16 protein-coding genes are annotated in these 17,451 nt (G+C 63.0%); 10 read left to right on the forward strand and 6 right to left on the reverse strand.

Going from position 1 to position 17,451, the window contains the following annotated elements:
• The first annotated feature begins 165 nt into the window (after nt 1-165).
• Nucleotides 166-1,302, forward strand: coding sequence for a cache domain-containing protein (locus tag MUU55_RS08515; RefSeq protein WP_244760343.1), 1,137 nt, complete (start codon nt 166-168; stop codon nt 1,300-1,302).
• 1 nt (nt 1,303) lies between these two features.
• Nucleotides 1,304-2,383: a ligand-gated ion channel gene (locus MUU55_RS08520; protein ID WP_244760344.1), complete on the forward strand. Its 1,080-nt coding sequence runs from the start codon at nt 1,304-1,306 to the stop codon at nt 2,381-2,383.
• 3 nt (nt 2,384-2,386) lie between these two features.
• On the opposite strand, the gene MUU55_RS08525 is transcribed toward MUU55_RS08520, so the two are convergent.
• Nucleotides 2,387-2,806, reverse strand: a complete 420-nt coding sequence (locus tag MUU55_RS08525; RefSeq protein ID WP_244760345.1) for a SufE family protein — start codon at nt 2,804-2,806, stop codon at nt 2,387-2,389.
• A 147-nt stretch (nt 2,807-2,953) separates the two neighbouring features.
• Nucleotides 2,954-3,382 (reverse strand): DUF5330 domain-containing protein, encoded by a 429-nt coding sequence (locus MUU55_RS08530; RefSeq protein WP_244760346.1) that lies wholly within the window; start codon nt 3,380-3,382, stop codon nt 2,954-2,956.
• Between the two features lie 504 nt (nt 3,383-3,886).
• On the opposite strand from MUU55_RS08530, the gene MUU55_RS08535 reads away from it, so the two are divergent.
• The 6 genes from MUU55_RS08535 to MUU55_RS29085 all read left to right on the forward strand — a co-directional run bounded on the left by MUU55_RS08535 (nt 3,887) and on the right by MUU55_RS29085 (nt 10,259).
• Nucleotides 3,887-5,413, forward strand: coding sequence for a sensor histidine kinase (locus MUU55_RS08535; RefSeq protein WP_303277441.1), 1,527 nt, complete (start codon nt 3,887-3,889; stop codon nt 5,411-5,413).
• Nucleotides 5,385-6,116 (forward strand): peptidoglycan-binding domain-containing protein, encoded by a 732-nt coding sequence (locus tag MUU55_RS08540; RefSeq protein WP_244760348.1) that lies wholly within the window; start codon nt 5,385-5,387, stop codon nt 6,114-6,116. The genes MUU55_RS08535 and MUU55_RS08540 overlap by 29 nt, the downstream gene beginning before the upstream one ends.
• Before the next feature lie 177 nt (nt 6,117-6,293).
• Nucleotides 6,294-7,745, forward strand: a complete 1,452-nt coding sequence (locus tag MUU55_RS08545) for a methyl-accepting chemotaxis protein (RefSeq protein ID WP_244760349.1) — start codon at nt 6,294-6,296, stop codon at nt 7,743-7,745.
• Between the two features lie 165 nt (nt 7,746-7,910).
• Nucleotides 7,911-8,285, forward strand: a complete 375-nt coding sequence (locus MUU55_RS08550) for a DUF1491 family protein (protein WP_244760350.1) — start codon at nt 7,911-7,913, stop codon at nt 8,283-8,285.
• A gap of 99 nt (nt 8,286-8,384) precedes the next feature.
• A complete protein-coding gene (locus MUU55_RS08555; protein WP_244760351.1) occupies nt 8,385-10,037 on the forward strand; it encodes a M10 family metallopeptidase C-terminal domain-containing protein in 1,653 nt (550 codons plus the stop codon).
• 90 nt (nt 10,038-10,127) lie between these two features.
• Nucleotides 10,128-10,259, forward strand: a complete 132-nt coding sequence (locus MUU55_RS29085) for a hypothetical protein (protein ID WP_280518892.1) — start codon at nt 10,128-10,130, stop codon at nt 10,257-10,259.
• Nucleotides 10,260-10,312: 53 nt separating this feature from the next.
• Here the strand turns inward: MUU55_RS29085 and MUU55_RS08560 are convergent, their stop codons facing one another.
• Nucleotides 10,313-11,290 carry a hypothetical protein gene (locus tag MUU55_RS08560; RefSeq protein WP_244760352.1) on the reverse strand — a complete coding sequence of 326 codons (978 nt, stop codon included), beginning with the start codon at nt 11,288-11,290 and terminating at the stop codon, nt 10,313-10,315.
• Nucleotides 11,291-11,504: 214 nt separating this feature from the next.
• Nucleotides 11,505-12,341 (reverse strand): M10 family metallopeptidase C-terminal domain-containing protein, encoded by an 837-nt coding sequence (locus MUU55_RS29300; protein WP_244760353.1) that lies wholly within the window; start codon nt 12,339-12,341, stop codon nt 11,505-11,507.
• A gap of 455 nt (nt 12,342-12,796) precedes the next feature.
• Here MUU55_RS29300 and MUU55_RS08570 point away from each other — a divergent pair, with 455 nt between their 5' ends.
• Together MUU55_RS08570 and MUU55_RS08575 are read left to right on the forward strand one after the other, a co-directional pair.
• Entirely contained in the window at nt 12,797-12,985 is a 189-nt protein-coding gene (locus tag MUU55_RS08570) for a hypothetical protein (RefSeq protein WP_244760354.1), read from the forward strand.
• A 754-nt stretch (nt 12,986-13,739) separates the two neighbouring features.
• A complete protein-coding gene (locus MUU55_RS08575) occupies nt 13,740-16,247 on the forward strand; it encodes a beta strand repeat-containing protein (RefSeq protein WP_244760355.1) in 2,508 nt (835 codons plus the stop codon).
• Nucleotides 16,248-16,291: 44 nt separating this feature from the next.
• Here MUU55_RS08575 and MUU55_RS08580 read toward each other — a convergent pair whose 3' ends face one another.
• Both MUU55_RS08580 and MUU55_RS08585 read right to left on the reverse strand, forming a co-directional pair.
• A complete protein-coding gene (locus MUU55_RS08580; RefSeq protein WP_244760356.1) occupies nt 16,292-16,840 on the reverse strand; it encodes a DUF1254 domain-containing protein in 549 nt (182 codons plus the stop codon).
• The gene (locus tag MUU55_RS08585) at nt 16,833-17,426 is read right to left on the reverse strand and encodes a DUF1214 domain-containing protein (protein WP_244760357.1); all 594 of its coding nucleotides are present in this window, start codon (nt 17,424-17,426) and stop codon (nt 16,833-16,835) included. The genes MUU55_RS08580 and MUU55_RS08585 overlap by 8 nt, the downstream gene beginning before the upstream one ends.
• Nucleotides 17,427-17,451: the final 25 nt, after the last annotated feature.

Raw genomic sequence — 17,451 nt, forward strand, 5'->3', positions numbered from 1 at the left:
CATCGCGAAGGGTCCTTTGACAGGGGACCTTCGCGATGGATCGCGGTCAAAAATGGACTTTGAAAATGCTGTTGCCGCTGGTTTAGAAAGTGCTTGCGCTTTCTCCCGAAAACGCTGTTAACTTCGCGTCAACCATCCCGGTTTCTCCAGTATTGCAGGCTTTTCATGACATTCCGGCGCAGCGCTCCCGTTGCTCTCATCCTGGCTGTCGTCATCGTCGTGGCCGGCGCCGCGCTGGTGACGAGCCGCCTGTTTTCCGGCATGACCGATGCCGTCGAAAGCGATCAGTTCCAGACCATGCAGGCGATCGTCGAAACGGCGATCCGCGATTCGGAGAACAAGGCTTTGGCGCGCGCCGAGCTGATCGCCGAACTGCCGACCGTGCGCCGGCTCTTCGCCGCCGGCGACCGGGCAGGACTGAATGCGGAACTTTCCGCCAGTTTCGCCGGCCAGAAGGCACGGCACGGCGTCGACCAGGCGCAGTTCCACACGGCCGATGCCATCTCGTTCCTGCGCCTGCACGATCCCGACAAATTCGGCGATGACCTGAGCCGCACCCGCCCGCTCGTCGTGGCGGCCAACAAGGAGCGGGTGCCGATGAAAGGCGCCGCCGTCGCGCGCAACGGACCAGGCATCTTCGGTGTCTCACCGGTGCTGGATCCTTCCGGCAAACATATCGGGACGTTCGAATTCGGCATCGACTACGGCAGCGTGCTCGCCAATCTCAAGACCGCCTATGGCCTCGATCTCGCGCTGTTCATCGACGAGAGCATCCTCAAGGAGTACGGTCAGGGTATCGATCCCGAGCGCATGGGAGAGCAGAACCGCGTCGGCAAGTTCATCCGCATCGAGGCGACCAACGCGCAGCTGATGGCGGAACTGGCCGGCCCCGGCGATGTCGCCGTCGTCAACGAGCCGCTGCGCTATGTGCGCGAAGCCCAGGGCCTGGCCCGCGGCGTGGTGCTCCTGCCGGTGACGAGCGGTTCCGGCACGCCGCTCGGCGTGATCGCCGCCTCCCAAGATTTCAGCGCATCGCGCGCCGCCGTCAGCCGGTTGCTGATCTGGCAGGGGGTCGTCACCCTCGTTGCCATCGTGCTGCTCGCCGCCTTCATCCTCGTCGTGCTGCGCGGCTTCCTGTTGCGGCCGCTTGCCGTGCTCGGCGAGCGGTTCGATGCGGTGGGCCATGGTGGGCCATTGGCGCCGATCGAGGGCACGGAAAGCTTCCCGACGGAAATGCAGCCGATGCTCCGGCTCTACGAGCGCATCAGACACCGCCGCGCAGAGCCGGAAAAGGCCGCGTGACATGGCTGCTCTCCGTTTCCTGTCCGCCGGCCTTGCGGCGCTGATCGTTCTCCTCGCCGGCCTGTGCGCTCCGGCTCTTGCCGATTCCAGCCTGCCGCGCGACGAGGGGCTGCCGATCGCCGTGCAGGCGGCGGCGACGGTGTTGTCGATCGAGAGTTTCGACGAGAATGCGGGGAAATTCCGCGCCACGGTCGATCTGCGCCTGCGCTGGAGCGATTCGCGTCTGGCGAGCGGTGATGGCGACGGCACGCCGCAGACGCTGCGCAACAGCGCCGCCGAGGCGCGCATGAAGGAAATCTGGGTTGCGCCGGTGCGTATTGCCAACCAGGCAGGCGAGGCCGAACTCTCGGAATACGGCCTGAAGATCTACCCGACCGGCCGGGTGGAGCTGCTGCACCGGGTGACGGCCGATTTCACCGTGAACGTCAATGTCGAGCGCTTCCCGTTCGATCGCCAGAAACTCGCCATCGAGATAGCAGCCGACGGTTTGACCACTGCGGAAATGATCCTGCGCTTCGACCAGTCGGATATCGATTTCAGCCGTCCCTCCGCCAATGCGGACCTTGGCGGCTGGACCATCGGCCTCATCGACCTCAAGAGCGCGCCGCAGCCGGGCTGGTACAACGGCACCCATGCGCGCGTCATCGCCGCACTGGACATCGAGCGCAAGCTCGGCCTCGTCGTGGCCTCGATCTTCATTCCGCTGCTCGCCTCGCTGCTCATCCCGCAACTGGCGATCTGGCTCAACACCATGGAGGATGGCGTTTTCCAGGTGGATACCTATGAGATGGTCAACATCATCATCGGCGGTCTCTTCGCCATCATCGCGCTGAATTTCACGGTCTACAGCAGCTACACCGTGCTCTCGGTCGGCGACAACACGGTCAACCGGCTGTTTGCGCTGAACTATATCGGGCTTGCCACGGCGCTCTTCGTCAATGTCGTCTTCTCGCGCTTCAACGTGGTGGCGCGACTGTTCGGCCCCTATGTGCAGGAACAGGCCTATACGGCGATCATGTGGGCGATCCCGACACTGATCTTCGTGCTGGCCGTGTCGTTCCTGTTCGCCGCCTATGTATAAGTCCTAAGCGGCGACCTTGATCGCCGCTTCCTCGCGGATGCGCTTGATCATCGAGCGCAGGCCGTTGGCGCGCTGCGAGGAAAGGTGCTCGACGAGGCCGATCGTGTTGAACGTGTCGATGGCGTCGAGTGCGGCGATCTCGGAGGCGCGCTTGCCGGAATAGATGGCAAGCACGATGGCGACGAGGCCGCGCACGATATGGGCGTCCGAATCGCCCTCGAAGGTCATGACGGGGTCGGCACCTTCGCCAGTATGGCTGACAAGCCAGACCTGGCTGGCGCAGCCCTGCACCTTGTTGGCCGCCGTGCGCTTGTCCTCGGCGAGATCGGGCAGCGCCTTGCCGAGTTCGATGACGAAGCGGTAGCGATCCTCCCATTCTTCCAGGAAGGCGAAGTCGTCGATGATCTCTTGCAGCGTGGCCATGGCGGGTCTCTCGAAGTTTGCCCTGATATAGGCGAGGCGCGCACAAAAAGAAACGCCGCAGGGACTGGGTCCATACGGCGGTTGCAGGGCAACGAGTCAGGCAGGCAGTAAACTTGGCAGGCGGTAAACTTGAAACTTGGATCCGGCTCAGCCCTTGGTATCCGGGCGGCGGGTCGGGATGGCGATGGTGCCGGTGATGACCTCGGCGTCGGCATCGACATGGGCCGCCATCTTCGGCAGCGGCTGGTCGAGGGCTTCGCCTTCCGCCGGTTCGGCCTTGGCGACGCCGGTGCCGTCCTCGGCAAACTGGGTGTCGAGGAACTTGTAGGCGATGTGCGCGCCTTCCCGTGCCCGGTGGCCGAGCGCCACGAAGGTTTCCGTCCCCTTCTGGCAGACGTCAGGCTTTTCCAGGCACATGGCCGTTACATAATGAAGCGCTTCGGTGGCGGCGCTGAACGTATCGCCGAGCTCGACGCTCGGTCCCTTTTCCAGTTTCGCGGACGAGGCCGGATCCAGGAAGGGCAGCAGCACCAGCACAAGTGAGAACCAGAACGTTCCCTTGATCAGAAACCACATCGCTTGCCATCCTCATTATACGCCTTGGCTCTTGGTGGCCTTCGGCTTGATTGGTCCTTGGCGAACCGTTGATGCGAGAATAGGGGCCGGAAGGAAATTCCCCTTTGCAGGAATCAGTCAGGTTTTGCCCAGTTTTGATTAAAATTCGAACGATCGGCAGCTTTACCGGCATTTGAGGCAGATTTTAGCGATTGCCGTTAAGGATGAAGGCGGCCCCTTGCGGCCTGAGGCGCCGGAATGCCGGGAGCCCGCTTTCGACCACCTTGCCCCAGAAGTTAATATGAACAGAAAAATGCCGCAAAATGAGGCGCTTACGCCCCGTTAACCACGCCGGACGAATGGCCGTTGGATTGCCCCGAAATGGGACTTTTGGGGCTTTTTGCCCCCCTTTCCGACCCACCCCGTTTATCCTTTCCTAAGTCGCCGGTGCGATTTTGGGCTCACAGAAAAGAACATGAACGACAGGGTTTTGCGTTGCGCCAATTGACCATCATCGCTGACAGAATGGCGGCCCGCCTGGGCGCCGTTGCTGGCGTTGCTGGCGTGGGCGCCGATGCGCGCCCGTCGGCTTCCCTTCGCGCGACGACGCTTGCGCTGCTGGCGGCCGTTCCCGGCCTGCCGCTTGCCCTTTCCACCGTCATGCCCGCTTCCGCCGCGCTGCCGGCCGGCATCGCGCTTGCCGGTGCCGGTGCGTTGCTGGCCGCCGCCGCATCCTCCGTGCGCGAGCCGAAGCCCCTTCCTTCGAGAAGCTTCGCGGAAGAACTGGCCGCCGCGGCACCGCCCGCGACCTCTCCTTACGATCTGTTCGCCGGCCTCGTGACGCTGCACGATGCGCGCGGTCTCGTCACCGCCGTGCACGGCCGCGACCGCGCCGACATGCTCGCCTGGATGCGCGACCCGCTGGGCCGCGGTTATCTCGACCAGATCCATGTCTCCGATCGCATCGGCTTCCTTGCCGCGATCGACCGCCTGCGCCAGGGCGGCGCGCGTGAGACCGTCGATATCCGCATCGACCGGCCGCGCATCGAGGCGAATGCCGAGCAGTTCATGCATATGCGCGTGGAAATGACGGCGATGACCGCGCAGGACGGCTCGCTCGTTGCCGTCGTTGCCCAGTCGCGCGATATTTCCGAAGAGGCGCTGCTGCGCAGCGAGACGGCCCGCAAGGCCGCCGAAGCCGAATCGGCCAATGACGCCAAGACGCGTTTCCTGGCCGCCGTGAGCCACGAGCTGCGCACGCCGCTCAATGCCATCCTCGGCTTTTCCGACATTCTCACCGGCGAATATTTCGGCAAACTGGAGAACGACCGCCAGCGTGAATATGTGGCGCTGATCCACCAGTCGGGCTCGCATCTCCTGTCGGTGGTCAACACCATGCTCGACGTTTCCAAGATCGAGGCGGGCCGCTACGAGCTTCTGACCGAACCCTTCGCGGTGGCCGACAGCGTGCGCACCTGCGAGCAGATGCTCGGTCTCCAGGCGCGTGAGAAGGGCATCAAGCTGACCAGCCGCGTGCCGCGCGCCATCGGCGAGGTGGTGGCCGACCAGCGGGCGATCCAGCAGATTCTCATCAATCTCGTGGGCAATGCCATCAAGTTCACCGATCGCGGTGGCATCGTCACCATGGATGCGGCGCGCGAGGGGCGTGACCTGCTCTTGACCGTCAGCGATACCGGCATCGGCATTCCCGCTGACAAGCTGGCGCTGATCGGCCAGCCCTTCATGCAGGTGCAGAACGAATATACCCGCAAATATGAAGGCACCGGCCTTGGCCTGTCGCTGGTCAAGGGTCTCGTGGCGTTGCATGGCGGCGCGTTCGTGATCCAGAGCAAGCCGGGCGAGGGCACCGTCATCACCATCCGCGTTCCCGCCGATGGCGCAGGCATCGCACACGAAAACGACTTGCATGCCGCCGGCGCATCCACCGTCGATTTCCCGCCGCGCCTTGCGATGGACATGGAGACCGTTTACCAGCCGTCAGGCGATGGCAAGGACAGGACCGATGAACGCGCACGTCAGAAAACAGCCTGAGCGGCGGCCGCAGGGCCAGGCCCGCAAGGGCCGTTCCGGTGCGCGCGCCGCCGCCCCGCCGCCGCGCCGGCCGAATATCGTCATTACCGGGCTGGTCGCGCTCGGCGGGCTTGCCGCGCGCAATCCCACCCTGATCGGCGGCACCTGCGCCTTCGTCGTCGTCTTCTCTTTCGTTGCGGCCAATGCGCTGTGGTATCAGCCGGGCGGTCATCCGTCGCCTTTCCTGAAGACCCGCTCGGCCGACAATTCCCTTGGTTTCACCGCCACCCGGCCCGAACCGCACGACGTGACGACCTTCGTCATCGAGCGACAGGAAGAGGGCGAGGAACTGCCTGAAATCACCGGCGTCACGCCGGGCGAGCGTCCGTTCGACGAGGTGGCGACGGTCATTGAGCAGAAGCCGGTCACGACGGCAAAGCCTGCCGCCGAGGAGGAGGCCGATCCGGTCGCCGCCGCGATCATGCAGGCCGAAGCCGATCCGGCGGTCACGTCGGCCGTTGCAAGGCCGGTGCAGAGCGAGATGGTGATGAAGATCCAGAAGGGGCTGAGCAACATCGCCTACACGGACATTGCCGTCGATGGCCTGATCGGCGAGAAGACGCGCGTGGCGATCCGCCATTTCGAAAAGCACTATCGCCTGCCGGTAACGGGCGAACCCAACGAGCAGGTTCTCGCCAAGCTCAAGGATATCGGCGCGCTCTAGGGGGCTCCGCATCATCCGACGCCGAAGCGTGCGTGCTTCGGCTGGAAAGGCTCCAGGAACGTGCTGGTACTACGACGAAGGTCGTAGGCGAAACGCAAGGTCTGGCTGCCTCCCCTAAGGGAAGCCTTAACCATATGGGCCGGATGATCTTCCGATGACCGGGAGGAACGCCGAGCCATGCCCCATGCTGCCTTGCGCGAGACGTCGCATATCCAGGAAGAGCCGATACCTGACCTTGCAGACGATGTCGCGGCCCTGCGCCGGGTCGTCGGTTCGCTTGCCGCCGAGGCGTCCGACCTCGGCCTGCATCTGGTCGATATTGCCGGGTCCATTCAGGACACCGCAGCGCAATCGCGCGAGCATGCGACGCTCTTCACCCGACTGACCCAATCGGCGACCGCGATCGCCGGCGCCAATGGCGACATTGCCCGCGCGCTCGGCGAGACCGACACGCTGGCGGCGAGTGCGCGCGCGATGTTGGGCGAACAGGCGGTGCAGCTCGACGGCTCGATTGCCGCCATCGATCATATGGTGACGGCCTCCAACGAGATCGGCACGGAAATCGCCGCCTTTTCCGGTGCGCTCGCCGATGTCGGGCGGCTCGCCGATGGTATCGGCACCATCGCGCGGCAGACGAACCTGCTGGCACTGAATGCCGCCATCGAGGCGGCGCGGGCGGGTGAAGCCGGCAAGGGCTTTGCCGTCGTGGCGGCGGAGGTGCGGGCGCTGTCGCTGGAAACCTCCAACACCACGGCCTCCATCCAGAAGACGCTGCAGGCGCTCCGCACTCGCATCGAGCGGCTGGAAACGGCGGGCGAGGGCGCGCGCGTTTCGGCCGAGGGCGTGAAGGCGACCGCATCGGCCGTGCAGGGATCGTTTGCCGGTGTGGAGGAGGTCATGTCGAAGATCCTCGACAGCGCCTCTTCGCTCGCGGCGACGACAGGGGCGGTGGACAAGGAATGCAGCGAATTCGCGCATTCGATCGGTGCGGCCTCGGCGGAGGTCATCCGTTCCAACGACGTGCTTCAGAAGGCATCGGCCAAGGTCGGCGAGGTGGTGACGATTTCCGAACGTATCATCCAGGCCACCGCGAGCGCCGGGATCGAGACACCCGACAGTCCCTATATCCGCCGCGTGCAGAGCCTCGCGGATGCGGTGTCCGCGCGCTTTTCGGCAGCGGTGAGGAGCGGCGAGATCGGCATGGAGGCGCTGTTCGACCGGCAGTACCGGCCGATTCCCGGCTCGGATCCCGTGCAGATGGCGACACGCTTTACCGACTTCACCGACCGGGTTCTGCCCGATATCCAGGAGCCGGCGGTGGCGGGCGACAGCCGCATCGCCTTCTGTGCGGCCATCGACGAGAATGGTTATCTGCCGACGCACAACAGGAAATTCTCCGAGCCGCAACGGCCCGGCGATCCCGCCTGGAACACCGCGAACTGCCGCAACCGGCGCATCTTCAACGACCGTGTTGGCCTTGCCGCGGGGCGCAACACCGATCCCTTCCTGCTTCAGACCTACCGGCGCGACATGGGCGGTGGACAGTTCGTGCTGATGAAGGACATTTCCGCGCCCATCACCGTCAACGGTCGTCATTGGGGCGGGCTCAGACTGGCGATCCGGGTCTAGAGTTTGGCGGGGAAAAGTGGAACCCGGTTTTCCCGAAAAGACAAAGGAAAACAAAAGAAACGAGAGACTGCCTGGTTCAGGATGAACCTGACAGACGCTCGTATCCGTCCCGCATGCCCAAAGCTCGCGATTGCCCTGTGCGCTTGCGCCGTGTAGGACGCCGCCATGCGCCTTCGTACCGATATCTTCGTCTCCGCCTTGATGCGCCGCGTTTTTTCGCGCGGCGATTTCGCGGCCGTCGAGACGAAGGGGGCGGAGGAGGCCGGCGCGGTTTTCGTGCGCCAGGTCTTTCGCGACGGTGCGGAAAGCCTGTATGCGCCGGCGCCGCAGGCATTTTTCGACGAAGGCGAGAGCAACAGGGCGCGGCTGTTCGAAACGCGGCTCGAACGCGTCGACGCGACAGCGGTGGCCGAGGCGATCGCGCGGGAGCGGCGGTTCGACGGCGATCTCTGGGTCGTGTCGATCGAGGCGGACGATCTTGGCGATCTCATGGACGTCGCCGGTGCGCAACCCGCTGACGACGGGTTCTTTCGCCGTTAACCCTCGCGGAAAGCTTTTGCGGCGCGGCCGCAATTGAAACGGATTCTTTGCCGACAAGGCGCTAGGACGTAGTCACGTCAATGATGGACGCCCGATAGAATGACCAAATACCAGATAACGGTCGACATGACGTCGACGCTCATTGCCCGCCAGGCCAATAGCCAGTGGATCCTCGATCCCGGCGTCAGGATCACCACCAAGGGAACGGCCGTGGATGCGGGCGGCGCCTATACCGGCCGCTCGCTCTCCTTCGACGGGCGTGTGACCTCGACGGCCGGCAACGGCGTGGTCTTCGGCGATGCAGCGATCGCGGCCAAGCCGGGTTATGTCACGGTCAAGGCCGATGGCGTCGTTTCCGCGAAGCTGATCGGGCTGACGGCGTCGGGAACCGGGCTCGTCCTCAACATCCAGGGCACCCTTTCGGGCGGCACTGCGGCCGGCATCTTTGCCGGCGACAGCCTCAACTTCACCAATACGGGCTCGACGCTCTCCAGCGCCGGCCGCGGCATCAGGGCGACGGGCGACGACGCGCTCGTCACCAACCACGGCCTGATCAGGAGCGGCGGCGACACCGTCGCGGTCTCCGGCGTCGCGGCGATCATCACCAACTACGGCATGATCAAATCCACCGCGGACGACGGCATCCGCAGCGCCGGCAGCAAGGCGACCGTCACCAACAGCGGCACGGTCGACAGCAGACTGGACGCGATTGTCGTGACGGGCAAGGGCGCCATCGTCACCAACAACGGCAAGGTGCTTTCCCGCGGCGACGAAGGCCTTGTCGTGACGGGCGCAAATGCGGTGATTTCCAACAACGGCTCGATCAAGGCCGCGCAGGACGCGGTGCGGCTCGATGGCGGTTCGGTCAATTTCGCCAATCACAAGACGCTGGTCTCCACGTCCGGCCAGGGCATCGATGTCGGCGGCGCGAAGGCGGAGATCACCAACAACGGCGTGATCAAGGGTGCGGCCGGCATTCTCATCGATGGTGCCTTTGCGACGCTGACAAACAACAAGACGGTGACGGCGACGGACGGCATCGCGGTTACGCTGCTCGGTGGCGGCAAGAACATCTTTTCCAACAACGGCACGATCACCGCCGCAGGCACCGCCCTGAGGGGCGGCAACGGTATCGAGATCGTCACCAACAACGGCACGATCGACGGCAAGGTCGTTCTGGGCGCCGGCAACGACAGTTTTGACACGCGCGGCGGCAAGGTCCTCGGTACGGTGGCCGGCGGCAAGGGCAACGACACCTATCTCGTCGCCGATGCATCGCTGAAGCTCATAGAGAAGGCGGGCGAGGGCACCGATACGGTGCAGTCCTCCGTGCGCTACACGCTCGGCGCCAATATCGAGAAGCTGGTGCTGCTCGGCACGGCGGGCATCAGCGGTACGGGCAACGGCCTCGCCAATGTGCTGATCGGCAACAGCGGCGGCAACACGCTGTCAGGTCTCGGCGGCGACGACATCCTCGACGGGCGGGCCGGCAACGATACGCTGAAAGGCGGTGCCGGGGCCGATGTCTTCATCTTCTCCAAGGGATCGGGCAAGGACACGGTGACGGATTTCACGCCGGGGACCGACCGCGTCGATCTTTCCGATCTGCCCGCCATCACCAGCTTTGCCGACCTCGTGAAGAACCATGCAGCGGAGAGCGGCGGCGACGTGCTGATCCGCGCGGGCAGCGACGTGCTGACGCTCAAGCATGTCGATCTCTCGGATCTGTCAAAGGGCGATTTCCTTTTCTGACGGCCTGTTCCGGGGGGAACAGCGGCGAAGGCGGCAGCGTGGGAAAAGGGAGGCACAGGCAACGACCTGTGAAGCCCTGGAGAAACGCCCATGTTTATCGTGCTGCCCGCCCTTGCACTGCTGATTTCGGGAATGTTCGTCGTGACCATGCTGGCCGCGCTCTCCGCCGAGCGCACCGAAGGCACGGCAGTTCGCCTGCCGCCCAGGCGTCCGGTGTTCTGAAAACCGTTTCCGAAATCAATCGGCGCCGCGTTGCGGAGCCTTGAGAAAGCCGATCAGCCGGCGGCGCGGTGCTGCCTGTCCCCGGAGGACCTGTCGTGATGATCCTGCCCGTCCGCATCCGTGCTTTGACTGTTGGCCGCCTTCGGCAAGCCATCGCCATTCGTATAGCTGTCCGCCCGCTGCCAACTTTCGACCCGGAGGGTCGCTTCGGCCGGATCTAGCGATGCGATGAGCGTTTCGGCGCCCCCTTCGGCCAGGTGCGGGTAGATTTTCCGCAGCACGAACAGGCTGTCTTGCGCCGGCATGGCGAGCGCCACAAGCGTTTCGGCGAGCTGCCGGCCGGAGACATCGAGAAGGATACGTTCCGACAGCCATTGGCTGGAGGCGAGCGCGTCGGCGAGCGTGACGGCGATCATGCCGATCTCGCCGGCGCGCGCAAAACGCACGAACAGCGCCTGGTGGGTCTCCGTTGCGGGCTCGAGCCGCACAGGCACTTCGGCGGCGGGTGTCGCGGCACGCACGAGGGCGCGCAGTTCCGCGCGGATATCCTCTTCCCGTTCCAGGCGTGCGGCTTCCGCAAGTGCGGTCGCGCGGTCTTCGCCCGTGCGGCGGCTCGCATGGTCCTGGTGGCTGCCGACGAGCGCCTCGATGACGGCGGGCGAGAGATCGTCCCGCCTGCCGATGGCGCGAGCCTGCTCCGGGCCGGTCGTGCGCAGGATGCGCATCAGCACGACGTCGGGGATCGCCCGCGAACCCATGAGGAAGATGGCGGCGATGCCGATCGGCTGGCGAGCAATGAAGAGCGCGGTTTCATCGGGAATCTGCGGGCAGCGCGAGAGCGCGGCGACGGCCTGGCGGCGGGCCTCCTCGGTGGAGGCGCCGTAGAGCGGCTCGAAGAGTTCGCCGAACTGGCGCAGATCCGACCGGGAGGGAAAGCGCAGGCTCTCGAAGCTCGACACCGTGGCCATCAAGACGATGTCCTTCGGCCGCCCTGCCTGCGGTCTCTCCAGTTCGCGAAACCTGTCCGCCACGAAACACCCTATCCCCGAAGCGACAGCCCCCTGCCGCTTCCATCTGTTCTCGGCGAAACCGAGAGAACCGGAAGCGGATCGACGCCTGTTCGCTATCGTTCCGGGATCAAACGGTTTTCTGGTTTTAACGCCCGTCGCGCGGAGGCGACCGTAAACACAATCCTAACGGCGGTATGATTAACAGCCGGTAAAGCCGTGGGGCGCTTCTGTGTCATTAGAAGATGAAATGATCGGCGGTGAGATCGATCTTGCCTGAAAGGCGGATCATCATGTCGACCTTCCCGTCGCCATTCATGTCGCCGGTGATATGGGTCTCGGAGCCGACTTTGGCGTAGCGCAGTTCACCGATGGTCTTGGAGAATTTGTCCGTTCCGATGAACTTGAAATCCTGTATGCCGACCTTCGTGGAATTGCCGTCGTAGCGGCTGATGTCGATGACGTCGAATTCGGCGGGCTTGAAGTCCTTGATGAGGTCGGCGGTGGCTTTCGTCTTGCCGGTATCGCCGGTCGAAAAGATGAAGTGGTCGGCGCCCTTGCCGCCGGTCAATATGTCCGCCCCCTTCTTGCCGTACAGGATGTCGTCGTATTTCGTTCCCTTGCGGATATCGTTGCCGTTCGTCCCCGTGATCTCCTCATATTTGAATTTCACGGAGATGAGGACATAGGTGGAGGACGCGAAGGAAGTGCCACGCCAGTCGATCCGCAGCTCGTTATCCCAGACGGTGATGTCACTCTTCGTCAGCCCGTGCATGTTGGTCTTCAGGGTGAAGCCGATCATGGGGTTCAAGACGTCGTAGAAATCCTTGATGACGGGGCCGTTGCGCGAATAGTTCGAGAAGACGCCGACATTGTTGATGTCGCCATTGGCGAACCTGATGGAAATCTCCTTGCCGGCGAAGTCGATGGAATAGATGTTGTTGGTGTCAGCGTAGCCGATCTCCGCGCCGGCGCCGGCGCCGACGGTGACGTCGCCCCAATTCCAGTTCTTCCAGGGGCCCGAGGTGCCGCGGAAGAAATAGCCTGTTTCGATGGTCTTGCCCGAGAAGCTCACGATCTCACCCCTGAATGAACGTCGGCCAACCTTATGCCGCGCGGGCTTGTCTTGAGGTTAACGCCGCCATGCCTGTGCCGCGGGGAACAGCGCAGACCGATCCATCACGCTAGGATTAACAACATGTTAACCCATTGCTCGTTAGTTTTAGGGGTATGGATCGGCTCGTCTATTGAGTGAGACGTGTTATGATTCGAACTTGGGAACGGTGGTCGCTGGCGCGTCTGCCGATCCGAATGGGAAAGGTGCGATGTTCCGGATACCGGGCGGTCGCCAGACACATTCCCGTGAATGGGAAACTTCTGGACCCGTTTCGCCGTTTTCCACCCGTATGCGACTGGGATGACAATGCGTGTCGCTACCGGGTGACGGAACCGGATGCACCGGCCCGTGATGGGCAGGGTGAGATTTGTAGGAGTGCTTCATCCGTCTCGATTCTTCTTTTGGAGGCGAGAATGGCAGACGTTGTAAGATTGAAGGAATGGCTGGCGCGAACCCCGAGACGTGCTTCCCTTCCACATGCGGCTCCGGCCCAGGTTCTTCTCTTTACGGGTGTGCGCTACGAGCGCCTGACCCCCGCCATGCTCGCATCGCGCGGCAAGGCGGCGAAAGCGAGCGCCCAGGAACCGGCCCGTCGGCCCTGAGCCGCGCCGGAGCAAACCGGCATTGCAGTCGCGCAGCTTGCGCGGTTGTTGTTGCGCTGTGAAACCAGATTGCTGCCCAGCGGCCTTGACCGCCACGACTATGCGCTGACCCGCCTTTGAGCGATGGTTCTGCAAGTGGCAATATCGCTATATTCCCGCACTTGTAGGCCGCCATGACGCTTTATAGAGCCGGGCCGTTCGTTGGCGGCGGTGATTTCGACATCGTGCCGGATGGAACGATCGACGTCTCCGTCGACGATTCCCCTCCATACCTTCCCTGAAAAATCAAACGCCCTTCGTGCCGCCGAATCTTTTTTCGTTTTGAAATGCGGTTCGGCAGGGCCCGTTTGTTTCTGCAATACGGCAATTTCGGCCTCTGCGGCACCTATGAGACGTGGTTTCGGCGAATTGTTTCTCGCATGTTTCAATGGTGTTTCAAGTATATTTCATTATTTCTTCGATGTATTTTCGTTTAAAATAAAAAATTTGCGATTGCTTTCTAATTGCGCGAATAAATCTTCAAGTATTTTCGTATTGACGGCAATCAATACCGGACATTTTGCGGAGAGGCATCGTCGGAACAGCAGGAGTTGAAGCGGAAGCCGCCAAGCGGAGGCTTCCGGCGTGATCACTCGTGCCCGATTTCGGCGCCCCGGGGCAGGGGCGAACCTGCGATGCCGCAGACCCGGCATGATTTTTCCCGAACGCAGGCGGTGGTCGCCGGCGCGGGGTTCAAAGATGAGAGGGAATGACAATGGTGCTCAAGATTTTCACGGCGGACTCGATCGGCACGGGCGTACGGGCAGAACTGGGATATGGCGATATCCTGTATGTCGGTGAAGATGCAACGGTGGCACGTACGGACGCGACAGTTGCCGATGCTGCTGTCATCCGCGCTCTGGCGGGTAACAATACGCTGGATATCCGCGGTACGATTATTGGCAGCGAGGCTGGTATTCTTCTGGGCGACAACGCGAGCACGGACAGTGATTTCACGGTCAAGCTCTCCTCCACTGCTTTTGTGAAGAGCTTCAGCAACGCTGCCATCCGAGTAAATGCCTTTACGACCGACATTACAAATGATGGACGGATCGAAGGTATGATCGGCATCGAGTTTAACGGCGCTGCCATTACAAACAGTTACATCACCAATAACGGCACAATTGCCGGAGACAATTACGGCGTCGTGCGCGGATCGGCTGCGACAGAAACGATGATATTCACCAACAATGGTTCGGTTAGCGCAAAGTATGGTTCCTATTATTCGTCGGACAGCTTGAACGCCATGGATGTCGTCGTCAACAACGGGAAGATGTCCGGCGATGTCGATCTCGGCGGCGGCACGGACCGGTATGAAGGCGCGTCGGGAGAAATGGTGGACGGCTATGTCAATGGCGGTTCCGGCAACGACACGATTTATGGCGGCAAGGGCAATGAGGACCTCTACGGTGGCCAGGGCGCTGATTATCTCGATGGTGGTGCGGGCGGCGACTACATTAACGGCGGCAGCGAAGGCGACATCGTGTTTGGCGGCGCGGGCGACGACAGGATAGACGGTGGCGGAGACGCCGATGAACTGCACGGCGGCATGGGCAACGACATCTACCTGGTGAACCAGAGCGACGATGTGATCATCGAGATCAAGAGCGAAGGGATCGATACGGTGGAGACCTCCGCCAACTACACGCTTTCGGCCAATGTCGAGAACTTCGCGGCAACCGGCTCGCTCGGCATCACGGGTATCGGAAACGAATTAGCCAACACGCTGGCCGGCAATGGCGGGCAGAACGCGCTGTTCGGCATGGCGGGTAACGACACGCTCGATGGCGGTCAGGGAGCGGACTATCTCGAAGGTGGAGAAGGTAACGACATCTATATTGATGAGGCCTTTGAAGACACGATCGTCGAAAAAGCGGGCGAAGGCATCGACACCGTCAAGGCCTCCACAAGTTATATGCTGTCGGACAATATCGAAACGCTGATCCTGATGGGAACTGGCGATATTGCCGGCAGAGGCAATACGGGCGCCAATACGCTGATCGGCAATAGCGGGGTGAACAAGCTGATCGGCTTGGATGGTGACGACATCCTGGACGGCAAGGCCGGGATCGACACGTTGGAGGGCGGCAAGGGGAACGATATCTATATCGTCGATAACAGTGCCGACATTGTCACGGAGCTTCCCGGCGAAGGCACGGACACTGTCAAGGCCTCCAAGACCTACACGCTGTCGGCCAATATGGAGAAGCTGATCCTGACGGGCACGGCCAACATCAACGGCACCGGCAGCGCCGATGCCAACACGCTGACGGGCAATTCGGCCAAGAACACGCTGAAGGGCATGGGCGGCAACGACCTGCTGGATGGCGGCGCGGGTGTGGACCGGCTGGAAGGCGGGCTCGGCAACGATACCTATGTTGTCGACAATGCCGGCGACGTCGTGGTCGAGGTCTCGGGCGCGGGCAGCGGCACGGATACCGTCAAGGCTTCGGTGAGCCATACGCTTTCCGGCAATGTCGAAAACCTGATTTTGACCGGTACAGGCGCACTGGCCGCGACGGGCAACGGTGCCGCCAATGTCCTGACGGGCAATACGGCCAAGAACACGCTGATCGGGCTTGCCGGCAACGACACGCTGGATGGCGGCGCGGGTGCGGACCGGCTGGAAGGCGGCCTCGGCAACGACACCTACAAGGTCGACAGCAGCGGCGACGTGGTCGTGGAGCTTGTCGATGCCGGCACGGATACGGTCATGGCGTCGGTCAACCACACGCTTTCGGCCAATGTCGAGAAGCTGGCCCTGATCGGCAGCGCAAATCTCAACGGCACGGGCAATGCGCTCGCCAACACGCTGACGGGCAATGCCGGCAACAACATCCTCAAGGGCATGGCCGGCAATGACGTCGTCAACGGCGGCGGCGGGATCGACCAGCTGTTCGGCGGCGCGGGCAAGGACATGTTTGTTTTTTCCTCCGCGGCGGATTCGAAGGCCGCCGCGCAGGACAAGATCTTCGATTTTTCGCAGGCCGAGGGCGATCGCATCGATCTGAAGGGCGTGGACGCCAACGCGCTTCTGGCCGGCGACCAGGCGTTCAGCTTCATCGTCGGTAGCGCCTTCCACAAGACGGCGGGCGAACTGCGCTTCGAGGTGAAATCCGGCGACACGATCGTTCAGGGTGACACCGATGGCAACGGCGTGGCGGATTTCAGCTTCGTGCTCGATACGGCCGTGACCCTGAAGGCGGGCGACTTCCTGCTTTGATCAAAGGCGACTGGAGGGGCGCAAACGCCCCTTTTCGCGTGCGATCAGTTCGGGGTGAACGTCTCGCAGCTGGCATCCGCGAGGAAGCCGACGGCGGCCTGCTGGCGGCTTTGCGTGGGCACGAAGGTGCGCAGCACCGCATAGCCTTCCTCGCCGCGCATTTCGACAAGGATCGATTGTTCCAGGTCGGCCGGCAGGGCCTTGCGGATGCCGATGAGCTGGATGGGGGTGGCGACCAGCGTGTCGAGGGCGCCGGACACGGAGGTGCGGTCGTTCATGCTGAAGACCTCGTTGGAGGCTTCGTCATAGACGGCCAGCGACCAGAAGGGCACATCGCCATCCGCAAACAGCCGGATCGGGCCGTTTTCGACGGAAAAGGTGCAGACCGCGGTCTTCATCGCCGGGTCGTCGTTGAGCGGCGCGAGCGTGTCGCCGACGGCGGCGAGCGGGAAGAAGCGGTTGTTTTCTCCGAACGTCTGGACGCGTGTATAGGCGTCGCGTCCGGTGAAGCTCGGCAGCGAGAGGATGATGACGATATGCAGCAGGGCCGCGCCCACCAGGCCGATGGCGATGGCATAGAGGAAGCTACGCATCGGCGCAGTCCAGCCTTGATATGCCGGGCATGGCAAGGTCGATGACGCCGGAACTGCCGGCGGTCGGCGTGTCGAGAAGCGTCATGACGAGCAGGAAAGGCGCCTTGCCTTCCGGCACGGCGAGCCAGTTGCCCGACGTCGCGGTGGAAGCGATGCGGATGGAAAAATGGCTGTCGGCGCTGCGCAGCACGGACCAGGCGTTGAGGCCGTCGGGCAGGCCGGGACGCACGCCTTGCAGCGGATTGCCGTTGCGGTCGGCCGCATGCAGCGTCCACAGGCGCGCCGGCGGCGCGATGCCGGTGATCTCGTAGCGGCAGTTTTCCGAAAGCGTGCGGTTGTCGCTGTCGGTGGCGGCGGTGAAGGTGAGGCCCTCGGCGCCACCGAGCAACAGCTTGCCGTCGCGGGCGCGGTGCGCCTTGGCATAGGGGTCGGCATCGATCGTCTGGGCGGCCGGGAAGGCCGTCCACGGGCCGAGCGCGATGGCGCCGAAGCCGACGGTTGCCCTGAGCGCATAGATCGAACTCAGAATGCCGAGGCCGAAGGCGAGGGCGAGCGCGGTGGCGATGACGAGGGGAGTTCGGAACAAGGCGATCGACCGTTGGAATCAGCGT

It is taken from the genome of Shinella curvata, assembly GCF_022899935.1.
Taxonomy (GTDB): Bacteria; Pseudomonadota; Alphaproteobacteria; order Rhizobiales; family Rhizobiaceae; genus Shinella; species Shinella curvata.

Bases quoted from the DNA above. Each gene is read 5' to 3' on its own strand.
- MUU55_RS08515 (WP_244760343.1), top strand. From the start codon at position 166: ATGACATTCCGGCGCAGCGCTCCCGTTGCTCTCATCCTGGCTGTCGTC.
- MUU55_RS08520 (WP_244760344.1), top strand. From the start codon at position 1,304: ATGGCTGCTCTCCGTTTCCTGTCCGCCGGCCTTGCGGCGCTGATCGTT.
- MUU55_RS08525 (WP_244760345.1), bottom strand. From the start codon at position 2,806: ATGGCCACGCTGCAAGAGATCATCGACGACTTCGCCTTCCTGGAAGAA.
- MUU55_RS08530 (WP_244760346.1), bottom strand. From the start codon at position 3,382: ATGTGGTTTCTGATCAAGGGAACGTTCTGGTTCTCACTTGTGCTGGTG.
- MUU55_RS08535 (WP_303277441.1), top strand. From the start codon at position 3,887: ATGGCGGCCCGCCTGGGCGCCGTTGCTGGCGTTGCTGGCGTGGGCGCC.
- MUU55_RS08540 (WP_244760348.1), top strand. From the start codon at position 5,385: ATGAACGCGCACGTCAGAAAACAGCCTGAGCGGCGGCCGCAGGGCCAG.
- MUU55_RS08545 (WP_244760349.1), top strand. From the start codon at position 6,294: ATGCCCCATGCTGCCTTGCGCGAGACGTCGCATATCCAGGAAGAGCCG.
- MUU55_RS08550 (WP_244760350.1), top strand. From the start codon at position 7,911: ATGCGCCTTCGTACCGATATCTTCGTCTCCGCCTTGATGCGCCGCGTT.
- MUU55_RS08555 (WP_244760351.1), top strand. From the start codon at position 8,385: ATGACCAAATACCAGATAACGGTCGACATGACGTCGACGCTCATTGCC.
- MUU55_RS29085 (WP_280518892.1), top strand. From the start codon at position 10,128: ATGTTTATCGTGCTGCCCGCCCTTGCACTGCTGATTTCGGGAATGTTC.
- MUU55_RS08570 (WP_244760354.1), top strand. From the start codon at position 12,797: ATGGCAGACGTTGTAAGATTGAAGGAATGGCTGGCGCGAACCCCGAGA.
- MUU55_RS08575 (WP_244760355.1), top strand. From the start codon at position 13,740: ATGGTGCTCAAGATTTTCACGGCGGACTCGATCGGCACGGGCGTACGG.
- MUU55_RS08580 (WP_244760356.1), bottom strand. From the start codon at position 16,840: ATGCGTAGCTTCCTCTATGCCATCGCCATCGGCCTGGTGGGCGCGGCC.